This is a genomic window from Synechococcus sp. PCC 6312 (genome assembly GCF_000316685.1).
In the GTDB taxonomy this organism is placed as follows: Bacteria; Cyanobacteriota; Cyanobacteriia; order Thermosynechococcales; family Thermosynechococcaceae; genus Pseudocalidococcus.
On record NC_019680.1, the window covers coordinates 269,210 to 285,010 of the forward strand.

The window sequence follows — 15,801 nt, forward strand, 5'->3', positions numbered from 1 at the left end:
CTTGTTGTTATCGAATTTTGTGAATTTATAAGCTATTGAGTAATCGCACTACCCCACCGTCAGCCGCCATCCTCGCCCAAGAACAGTGGCTTTTTACTCCAGGCCCTGTAAACGCCGCTGCTATTCCGCTTATCTATGCGTTTCCTAATACCTACAGTGTCGGGATTACCAGTTTGGGCTTTCAAGTCGTCTATGGACTGCTGCGCAAACACCCAGGCCTGGCCGTGAGCCGTCTATTTACAGACTTAGCTGAGTCGTTGCCCCGTGAGCCTCAGTTACTTGGGTTTTCCTTTTCCTGGGAGCTTGATTACGGGAATATATTAAGTTTATTGGAGCAGTTAGAGATTCCAATTTGGAGCCAACAACGGCAAGTTAATCATCCCCTCGTTTTTGGGGGCGGCCCAGTTTTAACGGCAAACCCGGAACCCTATGCTGACTTTTTTGATCTCATTTTGCTGGGAGATGGAGAGGATTTACTCGAAAATTTTATCCAGGCCTATCTCTCAGTCCAATCTGCCCCCCGTTTAGAGCAACTGATTACCTTAGCCCAAGTGCCGGGAATTTATGTGCCTTCCCTTTATGAAATAGTCTATCGGGAGCCAACGGGGCCAATTGAGCGGATTCAAACGATTCATCCTGATGTCCCAAGGACAGTGGTTAAACAAACCTATCGTGGAAATACCTTAGCAGCCTCTTGTATTGTGACTCCCCAGGCGGCCTGGGAAAACATTTACCTTGTGGAAGTGGTTCGCAGTTGTCCCGAACTCTGTCGGTTTTGTTTAGCGAGTTATTTAACATTGCCATTTCGGACACCCAGTTTAGAGGGACTGATTCCGGTCATTGAAAAGGGCCTAACAGTGACGAATCGCCTGGGTTTATTAGGGGCTTCTGTGACTCAGCATCCAGAATTTGAAAGCCTCTTGGATTATTTGGGGGAATCCCAGTTTGATCATCTCCGTTTAAGTATTGCTTCGGTGCGGACAAACACGGTCACGGAAAAATTAGCCCGAACCTTAGCCAAGCGTGACACCCGCTCCATTACGATTGCCATTGAGAGTGGTTCCAGCCGCCTGCGGGAAATTGTTAATAAAAAATTAGTGAATGACGAAATCTGGGAGGCTGCTAAACAGGCCCAGGCCGGGGGACTCAAGGGGATTAAATTTTATGGCATGGTTGGCATTCCTGGAGAAATCCCGGCTGATGTGGCCGCAACCCTGGAGTTAATGCAGCAGTTGAAAAAAAGAACACCCGGATTTCGCTTGACCTTGGGTTGTAGTACCTTTGTGCCGAAAGCCCATACCCCATTTCAATGGCTGGGTGTCAATCCTCAGGCCGAACAGCGTCTGAAACAACTCCAAAAGGGCCTGGGCAAAGTTGGGGTGGAATTTCGCCCGGAAAGCTATCAATGGTCTGTGATCCAAGCCCTGCTATCGCGAGGAGATCGGCGCTTGAGTCCAGTTTTAGAGCGGGTTCGTCATTATGGAGATTCCTTGGGTAGCTATAAGCGCGCCTTTAAGGAATTAAAAAACAATCTTGGGGCCTGGGAGGATTATATTTTTGCTACGTGGGACTTGAATCGAGTCTTGCCCTGGGAGCATTTACAGGGCCCATTACCCACTCAAACCCTCGTCAATCATCTCGCCATGACCCAGACCCTGATGTCAGCAAGATCAACTGAGCAATGAATGAAACATTAAAGTCTATTTTTAGAGATATATACTTCAGGAATTTTCTGTTGTTTATATTCTTATTAATAACAGTATGTACTGGGATTTGCATTTATCTAGACTTTAAAGCATTTCTAGTCAATTTTCTATCAGGTGTAGTTGTAAGTGGCATTAGTCTAATCGCTGGGTTATTTTTGGTAGATAGAGTAGTTGAATATCTTCGCGAAAAAAGATGGAGTAAGGTTCGGAAGCTTATTTTTCGTAACATAACGCATCATTTTCACGAAGTCATTTCATGGATGACTATATATCTTCAAGTTGGGGAAGAAGGTATTGAAAGACCTAATTTTGCTATTTCAAGAACCAGCATTCCCAATCAAGTAACTTTAGAATACTCAGGTCAGTTGATCAAGAACATCAAGAGAAAGATCAAAAATAACGAGCCGCTATCAGGCGATAGTTTTATATTAAGCTTGACATCTGTTATTGAATTTTACAAATGGATTGAATGGCGTTTACATTATATTGAAATAGTTCTAGTACCAAGATTGATAGAAAGTTCAACTGAACAAATTTTGATTGATAATCTCATTATTTTTGAGTCATCAATTCATAAACTCAGAAATTCAGTAAAATACTGTGAATTTGATGTATGTGATAACGAAGTACTGCCCAGTTTTATTGATTTCCTAGTTACTTTTCATGATTTTTATAAGCTAATGTACAGTCGATTTTGAAATTAAGATAGTAACTGATATATAGCAGTCCATCTTGAATTGTGAGAATGATTGATCATCGGAAGCTTTAGTCAGGAATACCCCCTCATTGAGCTTAGAGTGAAATCAAAACTTTGCAATCAAGAATAATTCCGCTCGAATCTCACGAATCAATACTGTTTGCTATACAAACTTCTCTGAATTAATAGAAATCTTTCATCAAGGTTTGCAAAAGCTCTTGACGACTAATGACTGTCTAATTCTAAATGAGTAACACTATGGAGTTAGAGAAAATCAGAGCATGATTTGAGAACATAGCTATCAAGCGTTGATAACTGCTTAAGAATCCTGTTTAAGAGATTATTGTTGACTACATTTAAAAAATAATAACGACTTTATGTTTGACGCAAAAACGTCAGCCTCAAGAATAATTCCACTTATCCGCATCTTTTGAACTAGAACAAGTTGTCCAAGTGAGATAGCAATGATTGGGGTTGTGATTGAGGCTAACGCGCTTCAATGAAATGTGTTTCAAAGGCCCTTTAGGCAAATTGTTTCCACTCGTCTTCGAGCATTTGGACAAGGCCTTGATCACCCCGATTCCGAGCTACTTCCATCCGGTGTTCTAGGCTCTTGAGGATCCATTGCCGATGAGCATCGCCTAGATTGACCCCTTGATGTTGAACTTTAACCGGGGTCGGGAGTGCCGGAGCCAGAACTTCAGCGGGCTGAACAGCAGAACCATCGGTATTGTAAACAACACCTCGCCAGCAAAGCGTCTGGGCAGGAACTGATTTCAAAGGAGAAGTCACTATCCGCTCAATCCAGGCCGCACCCCGATACTTGCCCATGACATCCCCAGGGGTAGTTGTTACTTGGTTGTCTGGACGATCATAGGGAATACCACGATAAGTCAGTTTCATCTTAAAAACTCCCGAAAATTAATTTAATGGCTACAACAATCTCACCGTTTGACTTCGATTGCCTTCTTGAAGTTGCCAGCTTTGATAGGCTTAATCCTGGCTCTTTCTGTATCTAATTATACGGTTTTTTAAATAAGGTTGCCAAACCCTGACATTTCATTTACAAAATTTTGTAATCCTGGTAATCCTTTCCCTTTGGGCAAGAGAGAGGGATATATCCTCCAGGCCTGGAATCACTGTAGGATCGGGGCTAGTGGATGGAACTGCGCCGGTGATTGATCTCAAGCAATTGCGGGAAAACCCGACAGCCATAGAAGCCAAACTCAGTAGCCGAGGTACCTATGATCTCCAGGCCCCTTTAGACCTAGATGCCCAAATCCGGCAACTGGAACACCAACGCTCCCAACTCCAGGCCCGGAGTAATGCCATTGGGGCCGAAGTCGGTCAAAAAATTAAAACAGGCACAGACCCCCAGGCCCCGGAACTGCAAAACCTCCGTCAAGAAGCCAGCGACATTAAACGCCAACTCAGCGAACTAGAACCCCAAGAGCGGCAACTGCGGGCGGATCTTGATGCTTTATTATTAATGATTCCTAACTTACCCAGTCCAACTACGCCAATCGGGAAAGATGAAACCGAAAATGTCGAGATTCGCCGTTGGGGGGATGACCTCAAACCGACCCATGCTGTGATTAATCATTGGGATTGGGGGGAACAGCGTGGCCTGCTGGATGTGCAACGCTCGGTTAAAGTTGCCCAAAGCCGCTTCATTACCTTGATTGGAGCCGCCGCCGCCCTAGAACGCGCGTTGATTCAATTTATGCTCAGTCGGCATACCCAAAACGGTTATGTGGAAGTTCTGCCGCCGTTTTTAATCAACAGTGACTCCCTCACGGGCACGGGGCAACTGCCAAAATTTGCCGAAGAAAGCTTTAAGTGTGCTGAGGATGATCTCTGGTTGACCCCCACGGCCGAAGTTCCCGTGACAAATTTATATCGAGATGAGATTTTGGCGGCTGAGACTTTACCGATTTACCACTGTGCCTATACCCCTTGTTTTCGGCGGGAAGCGGGCAGTTATGGGCGGGATACGCGGGGGCTGATTCGCCTGCATCAATTTAATAAGGTGGAATTGGTTAAGCTTGTGACCCCCGAAACTTCTATAGCCGAGCATCAGGCCTTGGTTAAGGATGCCACGGGGATTCTAGAAGCACTTGAATTGCCTTATCGAGTCATGGAACTTTGTACGGGCGATTTAGGTTTTTCTGCTAGTAAATGCTATGACCTAGAAGTTTGGCTCCCCTCGGCGGGATGTTATCGGGAAATTTCCAGTTGTTCTAATTTTGGCGATTTCCAGGCCCGGCGGGCAAAAATCCGTTACAAGGAAGCGGGGAAAAAAGGCACAAACTTTGTCCATACCCTCAATGGCTCTGGCCTGGCGGTGGGACGGACTATGGCTGCACTTTTGGAAAATCATCAACAACCCAACGGCTCTGTGAAAATTCCTTCAGCCCTGCAACCCTTTTTGGGCCAAGCCTTTCTTTAGGGGCAGTCAAATAATCTCTACAACAGCCCTTTTTTATGACTCCGGCTTGGGTGAGTGTTAATTTAGGGAATAGATCCATGAGTTCTCAATGCCGATGGGATCACTACTTGCAACAGTCCAAGCCCAGCGAGAGGAAATTTTAGCGATTGCAGCGCGGCATGGGGCGTTTAATGTCCGTTTGTTTGGCTCGGTGGTCAAGGGTGAAGATACGGATGAAAGTGACATTGATTTTTTAGTTGATTATGATGTGAACCGAATCACGCCTTGGTTTCCAGGTGGTCTGTTGATGGATTTAGAGGATTTGCTGGAGCGGCGGGTAGATGTTCTGACAGAGAGTGGAATGAGTCCACTTATTAAAGAGAACGTCTTAGCTGAAGCCCGCCCATTGTGAGCACAAAGAATGATCGGGTGTATTTATGCCACATTCTGGACTGTATTGAGCTACTCCGAGTCTATACTCAGGCTGGCCATGATGAGTTTATGCACAATGTGTTGGTTCAGGATGGGGTGATCCGTAGGCTACAGGTGATGGCAGAATCTACACAGCGATTAAGTTCTGAATTAAAAGCACAAGCCCCAAAGGTTATCCAAGTTAGACCCTGAAATATAGCGTCACCCGTCTAGGCCTGGATAACTCCACAGTCAGGCTTGATGAGTAAAAATGACTGATCAGGTTTGATCTAGATTGGCGCGGCTTCATTAGAGACTGCAACAGGCCATGTAACGTTTTAGAAATCCGTTAGGCTGGGGGATACGAGAGAACTTGAGTCCTTAAAATTAACGAAAAAATGGATTTATTGCGCTCATTACCCTTAGGGCTATACCTCGAACAACCTGTGACCTGGCTGCATCGGCTGGATCCACGGCTCAAGCTGGCCTGGTTGATGACTTTTTTACTCTCGCCGCTAATGGCCGACTCCCTCTGGCGATTGCTCCTTGTGGGGCTACTGCTACTATTAACCGCCTTAGCGAGGATTCCGTTGCGGGCCTTTGGGCGACAGTTGGTTTGGTTAGTGGTGGTGGGGTCTTTAATTTTGGTGATTACCTCCTTCATGCCCGATGGTTTTGCCCTCAGTTACCAACCCCGGCAAATGACCCCGGAAACAATTCCCAGCACCGCCTACAACTATGTGCTTTGGAGTCATCCACCCCTCTTGCCTGGCCAAGGGCCGCTGCAAATTACTCGCCGCTCCCTAGAATTGGGGATTCGCCTGAGTACCCTCCTGTTCACTTTGATTTATGGGACGAGTCTCTATTTGCTGACGACTGCGCCTGAGGAAATTACTGCTGGCCTGGAAGCCCTGATGTTGCCCTTGCGAGCCTGCAAAGTTCCGGTGACAGAAGTTGCCCTAACCTTGACCCTATCCTTACGATTCATTCCCTTGGTCTTAGAAGAGATTCAAAACCTCGGGCGTTCCATCCGCACAAGGGCGATTGATTGGCGCAAACTGGGTCTGGGGGGAGCGATTAAAATCTGGGTGATGCTGGCCGGGCGGATTTTAGAGAATTTATTATTACGGGCAGAACAAGTGGCGGGGGCGATGCAGGTGCGGGGTTTTACCCAGGCCAGTGACTATCGCAATCAATGGCAGGCTCTCCACTGGCGGGGGCGGGACTGGTTAGCGTTGGCCGTCATGGGCCTGGTCTTGGTCGGGCGAGTTATGTTACCCAATTATCTAAAGTTGAGTTAAACAAGGTCTGAGTTTGTAAGGGTGGCTGATCAACTACTTTGGCAAAATTTACCTTTAGAAGGGCGCACTAGCTCCGAAATATTTGGACGACTTTTTTTAGACCAGGCCATTGCGGTTTTACTCGAAAGTCCTCACGATAGCGACCAAGCCCAGGCCCGCTACTCCATTTGTGCTGGCAATCCCAAACCCGGCCAGGTCTGGATTCCTGAACTTGGGCAAATTCTCCCCTGTTTAGAACATCTTTTTGCCACTACAACCTCAGAACCCCCTGATGATTCAAGAGCGCATTTACCGTTTATTGGCGGCTGGCTAGGCTGGTTGGGCTACGACTTGGCCTGGGAAATTGAACAACTCCCCTACACCCGACCCGACTCTCTCCCCCTACCCATCGCCTTTTGGTATGAACCCGCCTGTTTCGCTGTTTTGGATCATCATCAGGATCAATTATGGTTAGCGGCTGGTGATTCAGAACGCTTAGAGGAGTTAATGCACCGATTACGACCTGGAGCTTGTGATCAGTTGGGAGAATTAAGCCATTCTTCTTGTCCCAGGCCAAATTTAACGCCGCCCCAACTCACCTTGAACCAAACAGACTATGAGGCCCGCGTCAACCAGGCCAAGCAATATATCCACGCTGGCGATATTTTCCAGGCCAACCTCTCCTTACGCTTTCAAGTCACGGGACACATCCAGGCCTGGTCTGTCTATCGGCAACTCCAAAAAATTAACCCATCTCCCTTTAGTTGCTATGTCCAAACCCCTTGGGGCCATATTGTCAGTTGCTCCCCGGAACGCCTGGTTCAAGTCCACCATCAACAGGTGCAAACCCGACCGATTGCTGGAACGAGACCGCGGGGCCAAGATGCTCAGAGTGATGCCCAACTCGGCCAAGAACTCCTCAGTAATGCCAAGGAGCGCGCCGAACACATCATGCTAGTGGATTTAGAACGGAATGATCTGGGCCGGGTCTGTCAGTGGGGAACGGTGGACGTGGATGAACTCTTGGTTTTGGAAACCTATAGCCATGTGATTCATTTGGTCAGCAATATCCGGGGCCTCTTAAAACCTGGAATTGGGGGCCTGGATGTGATTAAAGCCCTGTTTCCAGGGGGGACAATTACCGGCTGTCCAAAAGTCCGCTGCTTAGAAATTATTGAAGAATTGGAACCGGTGCGGCGAAATTTATTTTATGGCTCCTGTGGCTATATTGATCGGCGGGGCCATTTGGATTTGAATATTCTCATTCGGACTTTATTGGTGAATGCTGATCAAACCCAGGCCTGGGGCCAAATTGGGGCGGGTATTGTGGCCGATAGTGATCCCAGGCGGGAATGGTCTGAATCGTTGCAAAAAGCCCAAGCGCTCTTCCAGGCCTTAAAGACTTCAACCTGACCTATTTTTTTGAATTGTGCTCAAATCCCCATGAACCTAGTTGCCCACACCCGCCTCAATCCTGCTCCAGACCAGGCCCCCAGTCTTTTTCTCTCCCTCACGGCCACAGAACGGACTAAATCGCGCCATTGGTTTGTCACGACCACTGGAGAGCGTGTTTTTCTGCAACTACCCCGTGGGACAGTTCTGCGCGATGGGGACTTACTCCAGGCCGAACCAGAGGCCACCGTTGCCGAACCCCCAATCGCACCGATCCTCCTTGGCATCCAGGCCCAGGCCGAACCCGTCTTAACCATCACTGCCCCCACTGCCCTGGAACTTCTCCAAGCGGCCTATCACCTCGGCAATCGTCATGTTCCCCTCCAAATTCAACCGACCTATTTACGGATTAGCCCCGACCCAGTCCTGGAAAAACTCCTCCACCAACGGGGCTTAACCGTTGAACTAGGATCCCATCCCTTTCAGCCTGAACTGGGGGCCTATCATTCTGGCCATGACCATCACCAGCCGTGAATCAGTCGGTTATAGATCTGGGGCTTCCGGGCTGGAATTCGTTACCTAGAGCACTCAATTTCTGGGGGGATTGGGTTACAACTAAGTCAATCAATGTTAAGTTGCTTAAAGTTTTTCAGTTTTCCAGGCCTGGAGTGGTATGAGCGAAACGTTACATCATGTGGTCATTGTTGGAGGTGGGTTTGCCGGGTTATATGCAGCCAAATCCCTCGGCCAGGCCCCGGTGAAAGTCACTCTGATTGACAAACGCAATTTCCACCTCTTTCAACCCCTCCTCTATCAAGTGGCCACGGGTAGTGTCTCTCCAGCGAATATTTCCTCTCCGTTACGGGCCATTCTCAACCGCTACAAAAATGTTCAGGTGCTCCTCGAAGAAGTGACGGGCTTTGATCCCCAGACTCAGACCATCAAAACCAAAGGCCGAGAAATTCCCTATGACAGCTTGGTCGTAGCTACGGGGGTGAGTCATCATTACTTTGGCAATGATCATTGGCAACAAACGGCCCCAGGCCTGAAAACCGTGGAAGATGCCCTAGAAATCCGCCGCCGAATTTTTATGGCTTTTGAAGCTGCCGAAAAAGAAATGGATCCGGTCAAACGCCAGGCCTGGTTAACCTTTGTCATTGTTGGCGGCGGCCCCACAGGTGTTGAATTAGCCGGAGCCATCGCCGAACTGGCCTTTGCGACCCTGAAACAGGACTTTCGGAATATTGACACTCGCGAAACCAAGATTTTACTGCTGGAGGGCCTAGATCGGATTTTGCCCCCTTACCCCGCAGACCTCTCTGCTAAAGCCGAAGCCTCCCTCAGTAAATTAGGTGTAACGGTCAAAACCCGCACCCTGGTTACGAACATTACCGATAACATCGTCACCACTAAACATGGGGAAGAAGTCGAGAAAATTGCCGCACATACAATCCTCTGGGCCGCCGGTGTGAAAGCCTCTGGATTAGGCCGGGTTTTAGCCGAATCAACGGGAGCCAGTTTAGACCGTGTGGGCCGGGTGATTGTCGAGCCGGATTTGAGCTTACCCAACTATCCCAATATTTATGTGATTGGGGACTTGGCCAATTATGCCCACCAAAACGGTAATCCTCTCCCCGGCATTGCCCCCGTTGCTATTCAAGAAGGGGAATATCTTGCTAAACTCATTAGGGCCAAAGTCAAAGGCGAACCCCTCCCCACCTTCAACTATGACGATGCCGGTAGCTTGGCGGTGATTGGGCAAAATGAAGCGGTGGTCAACCTTTGGGGCTGGAAGTTTTCGGGGCCATTGGCCTGGTTGATTTGGGTCTTTGCCCACATTTATTACCTAATTGAATTTGATCATAAGTTAGTCGTCATGACCCAATGGGCCTGGAGCTATTTCACCCGCAATCGGGGTGCACGGCTGATTACTGGGGAAGATGGGCGGGTTAATCAAGACATGGAACCACTGGCAGCTATCCCAGAGCAAGTGGGCAAAGCCTGATGATCAACTGGGGCGGGATCACTGCACCGGAATCACCTGAGTTTGAACTCGCCCGGAGACAATCACCTCTTGTTTATCTAACCAACCCACCGCCTCAGTCCCTTTGACCCGCAGAAATGGGGTCTGTTGCTGATAAAAAACACGACCCAGGGCGTTAATTTTCTGAGTGGGCAGGAACCAAGTCAGTTGATCAGCATTGAGTTGGGCGGGATTCCGGGATCGATTGAGTTGGACTTGCCCCCGTAACTCAACGCGCTCTTGAGCCAGATCCATTCGGCCAGCCTGGGCCTGGGCGGTCAGGGTTTGACTGGGGCTAAAAATCTGGAGCGGCTCATTACTAGAAATTTCTTGCTGCTCAACCCGCCACATTAAGGCACTCCCAGCCACCTGGACATCGGGATTAACGAGATGAACTTGGGCCTGCTCCCGTAAGGTGAGGACTTTCTCGGTTAAGTTCCAGGCCAGTTCCCCACCGATAGCTCGTTCTCCGGCATTGGGCCCCTTGATCCGTTTGACTTCTACCCCCCGCAGTTTTCGATTAGTCAGGGAACCGGCGATCAGTTGGGCTTCTTTCACATTCCACAAAAGGATATGGGCCGTCAGTTGCAAGTCTTGGAAATCTGGACGTTGGGATACCACTTGGACATTCTGTTGGGCCCGCACCTGCTGGGTTTTACTATTGGCGGTGATCTCTTTGGCCGTGAGGGTAATTTTCGGATAGCGGATCTGGGGATTTTGGCGGGCCAGGAGTTGGTTTTGATTGGGCTGCCAAATAAATTCTCGGCCGACTAAGACTACTTTATTGCGTAAGTCCTGCACCCTCACCGGCCCATTGAGAATCAGTTGGGTTTGCTGTTGCTGTACCTGGGCCTGGGGAGTGGTGAGTTGATAAACAGGTCGGCCTGCATCTAAAAGTTCTCCTTTGACATTTTTAAGGTGGGCAACTTTTCGATCCGGGCTATAGGTGGCCGTTTCCGCTTGAATTTTCCAAAGGAGTTCCCCCTTGGGATTGGTTTGGCGCAGGACAAGATTCCGAAAATTGACCCCCCCTTCAACCTCGGCCTCAATGGGAGAATCTGCGGTGGAGGTAGTTTGGCCCCAATGACAGCCCCCCATTGCTCCCACCAGGCCAGTCACCAAGAGCACAGAAAAGATGACGGACTTAGCAGCATAGGGATGGCCACCAGCCTTTTTAGGGTGTTTCCATGTCTTCCGGGCGTTTGGGAGATAACCAAGGTTCCGAAACAACATCAGGGGTGGTCACTCCAGAGAGGGGACGATAGGTATAGGCCGGGCGGGGGGCTTTTTGAATGTCCTCCCGAATTGTATCGAGATCAATGTAGCGATCGGAAACATTAATCAGGGTATCGCTAGTCATTGAGCGCAAACTGACAACCTCGACCCGCGCTCCTCGATAGCTAATGGCATCTACGGCATAGGCTAAATCCCCATCCCCACTCACTAAGATCGCCGTATCGTAGCAACCGACTAGGGACATCATATCGACGGCAATTTCCACGTCCAGGTTGGCTTTTTTGGAGCCGTCTGGTAACTGCACCAGTTCCTTAGAAACGACCCGATAGCCATTGCGCCGCATCCAGAGGAGAAACCCCTGTTGTTTTTCGTTGGTGGAGTCAACCCCAGTGTAGAAGAAGGCCCGAAACAGCCGCGACCCCGCTGTTAAGCGACAGAGAAGTTTGGAATAGTCAATCTCAATTCCAAGTTGCAGGGCCGCATAAAATAAATTAGAACCATCAATGAAAATGGCTACTCGACCGCGATTCTCGAGAACCTGCTCAGGAGTGTAAATGACCCCTTGCTCTGGTGTAATCATTAAAACGATGTTATCCTCAATTTCAAAAGAGAAAATTTTATAGTATAAATACTCACTCCAGCCTAGCTCAAACTCTCATTTGTTGGGGGCAACTTAGGCTGCTGGGGTTTCTGGGGCGACTAATTTCTGAAACACAGGCTCCGGTGGGGCGAGGGCTTGTCCAGGCCGGAGGATACCCCAGGTTTGATGAGACTCTAAATAGTGCAATGTTTCTGGGTGATTAAAATCTATGCTATATCCCAGTTGTTGATAGATTTTGCTGGCTGTATTGGGAATAATCGGGGCGAGTAGATAGGCTGCCAATCGTACCGCCTCTAGAACGGTATAGAGGATTTCCGCAACTTGTTCTAGCGCACCTTTTTTATATAAGCTCCAAGGGGCCTGATCATCCAGGTATTTATTCCCTGTGCGGGCCAAGTTCAAGGCGGTTTGACACACTAAGGTGAAGTTTAAGTCTCCATAGGCATTGTTCACTGTTTCTCCTGCCGTTTTACCCCAGATGACTAGTGGATGTTCAGGACTGAGGCTGACCACATTGATCTCTGGAACCTTGGCCTGGCAGTATTTTCCGGCCATTTTCAAGGTGCGATTCAAAAGATTTCCCAGATCATTGGCTAAATCGGCATTGACAGTATTGATAAATCGCGTTTCGGCGTAGTCCCCATCCCGGCCAAACTCAATCTCTTTCATGAAGTAATACCGGACAGCATCGGCTCCAAAGTTCGCAATCAGCTCATAGGGATTCAGGGTATTCCCCAAACTTTTCCCCATCTTCTGCCCGTCTTTCGTCAAAAAGCCATGGCCAAAGACCCGGTGTGGGAGGGGAAATCCAGCAGACATCAACATCGCTGGCCAGTAAACTGCATGAAACCGGAGAATATCTTTGCCAATTAAGTGCAGATTAATCGGCCACCATTTAGCTAGAGCATTTTCGAGAGTCGGGGCCTGGTCGGGTTCTAAGAGAGCGGTGACATATCCCAAGAGGGCATCAAACCAGACGTAAATGGTATGGCTGGGATCAACCGGAATCGGAAAGCCCCAGTTCATATTCACCCGAGAAATTGAAAAATCCTGGAGTCCCCTTCCCACAAAGCTGAGAACTTCATTGCGGCGGCTGGTGGGTTGGATAAAGTCAGGGCAGGCCTGGTAGTGGGCCAAGAGGGCATCCTGATAGTGAGACAGTCGAAAGAAGTAGTTGCGCTCATCTCGCCATTCCACTGGCCGGTTGATATGGATCGGACAATGTTTATTGGGTAGTAAATCCCGTTCTTCCTTAAACTCCTCGCAATCTACGCAATACCAGCCCTGTTGCTGCCCTAGGTAAATATCCCCCTTGGCCCAAACTCGCTGAAAAAATTCTTCGACAATTTGGGTATGACGAGGATCTGTGGTGCGGCTAAAACGGTCGTAATGAATATCCAATTTTTGCCATAAATCTTGGAAGCCAGCGGCAATTTGATCACAATGGGCCTGGGGAGAACGGTCTAATTTCTCGGCAGTCCGTTGAATTTTTTGCCCATGTTCATCGGTGCCCGTAATCAACAGAACCTCGGTCCCCTGTAAGCGATAAAACCGGGCTAGAACATCGGCGGCAATGGTGGTATAGGCACTACCAATGTGGGGGAGATCGTTGACGTAATACAGGGGGGTAGTCAGGGCAAATCGAGTGGGGCCAGCAGACATGAGCTAAAAATCGCCGTGATTAAGTTTTCTTTGATCCTAGCTTGTTTTGGGCGGGGGCTGGAGATGTGCCTAGGTGGAGAGCCGGGCAAACGCATACCCGAAGAAATAAAGGTGGGAATGCCCAAATCTAGACTTTCTTATGACTACCCTCATCAGACCTACATCCAACTTACCATCGCACTTTCAAGCACTAGGGGAACCGAGAGCAGCAACCTTAGTTGGAGCACAAACTTTTGTCCAAGCGATGCCTAGCCATTGGGTCTTGGATGTGGCCTTTAGGAAAGAGCATTCATGCATGCGCAAAGACCATGCCCCTGAAAACGTTGCTTTGATTCGACATAGAGTTCTCAATCTCTTCCGACAATATCCCTCGACCCAGGCCTGACCGAAGTCAAAGTGACTCAAAGCTGGATGGAACAATGATTACCTCTTTTGGATACTTGTACCTTGAGTATACGTTTCCGATAATGGGCGGTGAGGGACTCGAACCCCCGACAACCTCGGTGTAAACGAGACGCTCTACCAACTGAGCTAACCGCCCCAACTTAGCTATAATAGCCTTCCCCACAACCAAAGAGAACATTTACCGGAAAAAAACTATAGCATGGATGATAAAATCGATCACAGTATTCCGATGTTAAGCTAACAGCGATTAAGTGAGGGGTTGAAACTCCAAATATCTATTGGAGGGTTTTGCTCATGCAGATTTGGGCCGTGTCAACCAAGACGGGATTATTGAGGGAGGCACTATCGTTAGGTGAAAGGGTTCCTCCCAGTTGCTTAAATTGATCAAAAGTCAGCTTGGTTTGGAGTTCCTGGATCACACAGCGACAGTAATTGCCCCCCTTCGCTGCCAGGCCTGGAATTTGGGATTGGAAGCTATCTTGGCAGGCCGAGACAAATTGATTCACCGCTTGAGTCGGGTAGGGTTCGGCGTGAGCAACTAGGGGGAAACTCACCAGGCCCAAGACTAGACAAAATACCGCTTTCTGTTTCATGGTTTATTTCCAGTTGCGTCTGGACTTAATCTAGCAAGGTTTTCCAGCCATTTCCGGAGATTTAGGCATGAGATTTTGATGTTAAGATGATAAAATAATTGTTAAGAAATATCGAAGTTTATCTCAATGATTTGCGTGAACTGGCTGTGAACCGCCCCTATCGTCTCAATATTTGTGGCTTAGTTCATTCCCCAGGCCTGAGTAAGGCACTAACGGCAGAATTTGTCAAAACTCCGGAAAACTACGAATGGATCAATTTTCCGCAGATCACGAGTTTTAGTACCTACTTGGATCAACATCGGCATCAGGTGGATTGCTTGATTGTGGAGTGGCAAGCGGGCCTGGGAGACTTATTTACTTATCTCCATCACAGTGCCACCGTCCTTCCGGCCATTTTGATTGGCCCTGAGTCTGAACTGTCGCCCCAGGATCCCCCCCACTATCATGCTGCCGAGATTATTCTGAACCAGGCCAGCCCTCCACAAATGCCCATGATCTTGGAGCACGCCATTACTCATTTCCTTAAACTATCCCAGGCCTGCCCCCTGCCCCTGCCTCCAGATTTAGCCCTGTCTCCAGAGACTTTACAGAATCACTCATCTCGGCAAAATATTCTCTCGGAACGTCTTAAAGAACGCTTAGGGTATTTGGGAGTGTATTACAAACGAGAGGCTCAACAGTTTTTCCGCCATATGCCGGCAACTACCAAAGCAAAATTTTTGGATGAGCTTCAGGCCAACTACCGACAAATTATCCTGGAATACTTTCATCAAAATAGTAATGTCAACACCCTGATGGATGCCTTTGTCACCAAAGCCTTTTTTGCCGACATATCCGTATCCCAAGTTTTGGAGATTCATATCGAATTGATGGATAATTTTGCCAAGCAGCTTAAACTAGAGGGGCGCAATGAGGATATTCTCCTCGATTATCGTTTGACCTTAATTGATGTGATTGCCCACCTCTGCGAAATGTATCGGCGTTCGATCCCCCGCGAGGCCTAATTCCCATGAGTCCGTTGCGAAAAACCTATATTCTCAAACTCTATGTCGCTGGCAATACCCCCAATTCTGTCCGAGCGTTGCGAACCTTAAACAACATTCTCGACCAAGAGTTCAAGGGAGTCTATGCCCTCAAGGTGATTGATGTGCTCAAAAACCCCCAACTGGCGGAAGAAGACAAAATCCTTGCCACGCCCACCCTGTCTAAAATCCTGCCGCCGCCGGTGCGAAAAATTATCGGCGATCTCTCAGACCGGGAAAAAGTCTTAATTGGCCTGGATTTACTCTACGAAGAAATCTCTGATCCAGGGACAGAGTTTGCGCGCCAAGATGATGGTGGGTAACGCTCTGCTGATGAATAATCCC

General features: G+C 48.4%; 16 protein-coding genes and 1 tRNA gene. 11 read left to right on the forward strand and 6 right to left on the reverse strand.

What is annotated here, in order from left to right; translation table 11 throughout:
- Window positions 1-35: 35 nt before the first annotated feature.
- Window positions 36-1,685, forward strand: coding sequence for a radical SAM protein (locus SYN6312_RS01240; RefSeq protein ID WP_015123042.1), 1,650 nt, complete (start codon window positions 36-38; stop codon window positions 1,683-1,685).
- Complete coding sequence (locus SYN6312_RS01245) at window positions 1,682-2,404, forward strand: hypothetical protein (protein WP_015123043.1); 723 nt, start codon at window positions 1,682-1,684, stop codon at window positions 2,402-2,404. Before SYN6312_RS01240 ends, SYN6312_RS01245 begins: the two co-directional genes overlap by 4 nt.
- A gap of 521 nt (window positions 2,405-2,925) precedes the next feature.
- Here SYN6312_RS01245 and SYN6312_RS01250 read toward each other — a convergent pair.
- On the reverse strand, window positions 2,926-3,306 hold the full coding sequence (locus SYN6312_RS01250; RefSeq protein WP_015123044.1) for a DUF4278 domain-containing protein: 381 nt from the start codon (window positions 3,304-3,306) through the stop codon (window positions 2,926-2,928).
- 271 nt (window positions 3,307-3,577) lie between these two features.
- Here SYN6312_RS01250 and serS point away from each other — a divergent pair, with 271 nt between their 5' ends.
- From serS to SYN6312_RS01280, 7 genes are all read left to right on the forward strand, one after another.
- A complete protein-coding gene (serS, locus tag SYN6312_RS01255; RefSeq protein WP_041430972.1) occupies window positions 3,578-4,852 on the forward strand; it encodes a serine--tRNA ligase in 1,275 nt (424 codons plus the stop codon).
- A gap of 88 nt (window positions 4,853-4,940) precedes the next feature.
- Window positions 4,941-5,243 (forward strand): nucleotidyltransferase family protein, encoded by a 303-nt coding sequence (locus SYN6312_RS01260; protein WP_015123046.1) that lies wholly within the window; start codon window positions 4,941-4,943, stop codon window positions 5,241-5,243.
- Window positions 5,240-5,455 carry a DUF86 domain-containing protein gene (locus SYN6312_RS19610; RefSeq protein ID WP_015123047.1) on the forward strand — a complete coding sequence of 72 codons (216 nt, stop codon included), beginning with the start codon at window positions 5,240-5,242 and terminating at the stop codon, window positions 5,453-5,455. Before SYN6312_RS01260 ends, SYN6312_RS19610 begins: the two co-directional genes overlap by 4 nt.
- 185 nt (window positions 5,456-5,640) lie before the next feature.
- On the forward strand, window positions 5,641-6,543 hold the full coding sequence (locus tag SYN6312_RS01265; RefSeq protein WP_015123048.1) for an energy-coupling factor transporter transmembrane protein EcfT: 903 nt from the start codon (window positions 5,641-5,643) through the stop codon (window positions 6,541-6,543).
- 21 nt (window positions 6,544-6,564) lie between these two features.
- Window positions 6,565-7,935, forward strand: a complete 1,371-nt coding sequence (locus tag SYN6312_RS01270) for an anthranilate synthase component I (protein WP_015123049.1) — start codon at window positions 6,565-6,567, stop codon at window positions 7,933-7,935.
- 30 nt (window positions 7,936-7,965) lie between these two features.
- Window positions 7,966-8,448: an urease accessory protein UreE gene (gene ureE, locus SYN6312_RS01275; RefSeq protein WP_015123050.1), complete on the forward strand. Its 483-nt coding sequence runs from the start codon at window positions 7,966-7,968 to the stop codon at window positions 8,446-8,448.
- A 139-nt stretch (window positions 8,449-8,587) separates the two neighbouring features.
- Window positions 8,588-9,919 (forward strand): NAD(P)/FAD-dependent oxidoreductase, encoded by a 1,332-nt coding sequence (locus tag SYN6312_RS01280; RefSeq protein ID WP_015123051.1) that lies wholly within the window; start codon window positions 8,588-8,590, stop codon window positions 9,917-9,919.
- A gap of 18 nt (window positions 9,920-9,937) precedes the next feature.
- Here SYN6312_RS01280 and lptC read toward each other — a convergent pair whose 3' ends face one another.
- The 5 genes from lptC to SYN6312_RS01305 all read right to left on the reverse strand — a co-directional run bounded on the left by lptC (window position 9,938) and on the right by SYN6312_RS01305 (window position 14,434).
- The gene (gene lptC, locus SYN6312_RS01285) at window positions 9,938-11,170 is read right to left on the reverse strand and encodes an LPS export ABC transporter periplasmic protein LptC (protein WP_015123052.1); all 1,233 of its coding nucleotides are present in this window, start codon (window positions 11,168-11,170) and stop codon (window positions 9,938-9,940) included.
- Complete coding sequence (locus SYN6312_RS01290) at window positions 11,112-11,753, reverse strand: NYN domain-containing protein (protein WP_015123053.1); 642 nt, start codon at window positions 11,751-11,753, stop codon at window positions 11,112-11,114. The genes lptC and SYN6312_RS01290 overlap by 59 nt, the downstream gene beginning before the upstream one ends.
- A gap of 93 nt (window positions 11,754-11,846) precedes the next feature.
- A complete protein-coding gene (metG, locus tag SYN6312_RS01295; RefSeq protein ID WP_015123054.1) occupies window positions 11,847-13,436 on the reverse strand; it encodes a methionine--tRNA ligase in 1,590 nt (529 codons plus the stop codon).
- 468 nt (window positions 13,437-13,904) lie between these two features.
- A tRNA-Val gene (locus tag SYN6312_RS01300) sits at window positions 13,905-13,977 on the reverse strand.
- 139 nt (window positions 13,978-14,116) lie between these two features.
- Window positions 14,117-14,434 (reverse strand): hypothetical protein, encoded by a 318-nt coding sequence (locus SYN6312_RS01305; RefSeq protein WP_015123055.1) that lies wholly within the window; start codon window positions 14,432-14,434, stop codon window positions 14,117-14,119.
- Window positions 14,435-14,532: 98 nt separating this feature from the next.
- On the opposite strand from SYN6312_RS01305, the gene SYN6312_RS01310 reads away from it, so the two are divergent.
- Both SYN6312_RS01310 and kaiB read left to right on the forward strand, forming a co-directional pair.
- Window positions 14,533-15,438 carry a circadian clock protein KaiA gene (locus SYN6312_RS01310; RefSeq protein WP_015123056.1) on the forward strand — a complete coding sequence of 302 codons (906 nt, stop codon included), beginning with the start codon at window positions 14,533-14,535 and terminating at the stop codon, window positions 15,436-15,438.
- Window positions 15,439-15,443: 5 nt separating this feature from the next.
- Window positions 15,444-15,779: a circadian clock protein KaiB gene (gene kaiB, locus SYN6312_RS01315; protein WP_015123057.1), complete on the forward strand. Its 336-nt coding sequence runs from the start codon at window positions 15,444-15,446 to the stop codon at window positions 15,777-15,779.
- The last annotated feature ends 22 nt before the right edge of the window (window positions 15,780-15,801 follow it).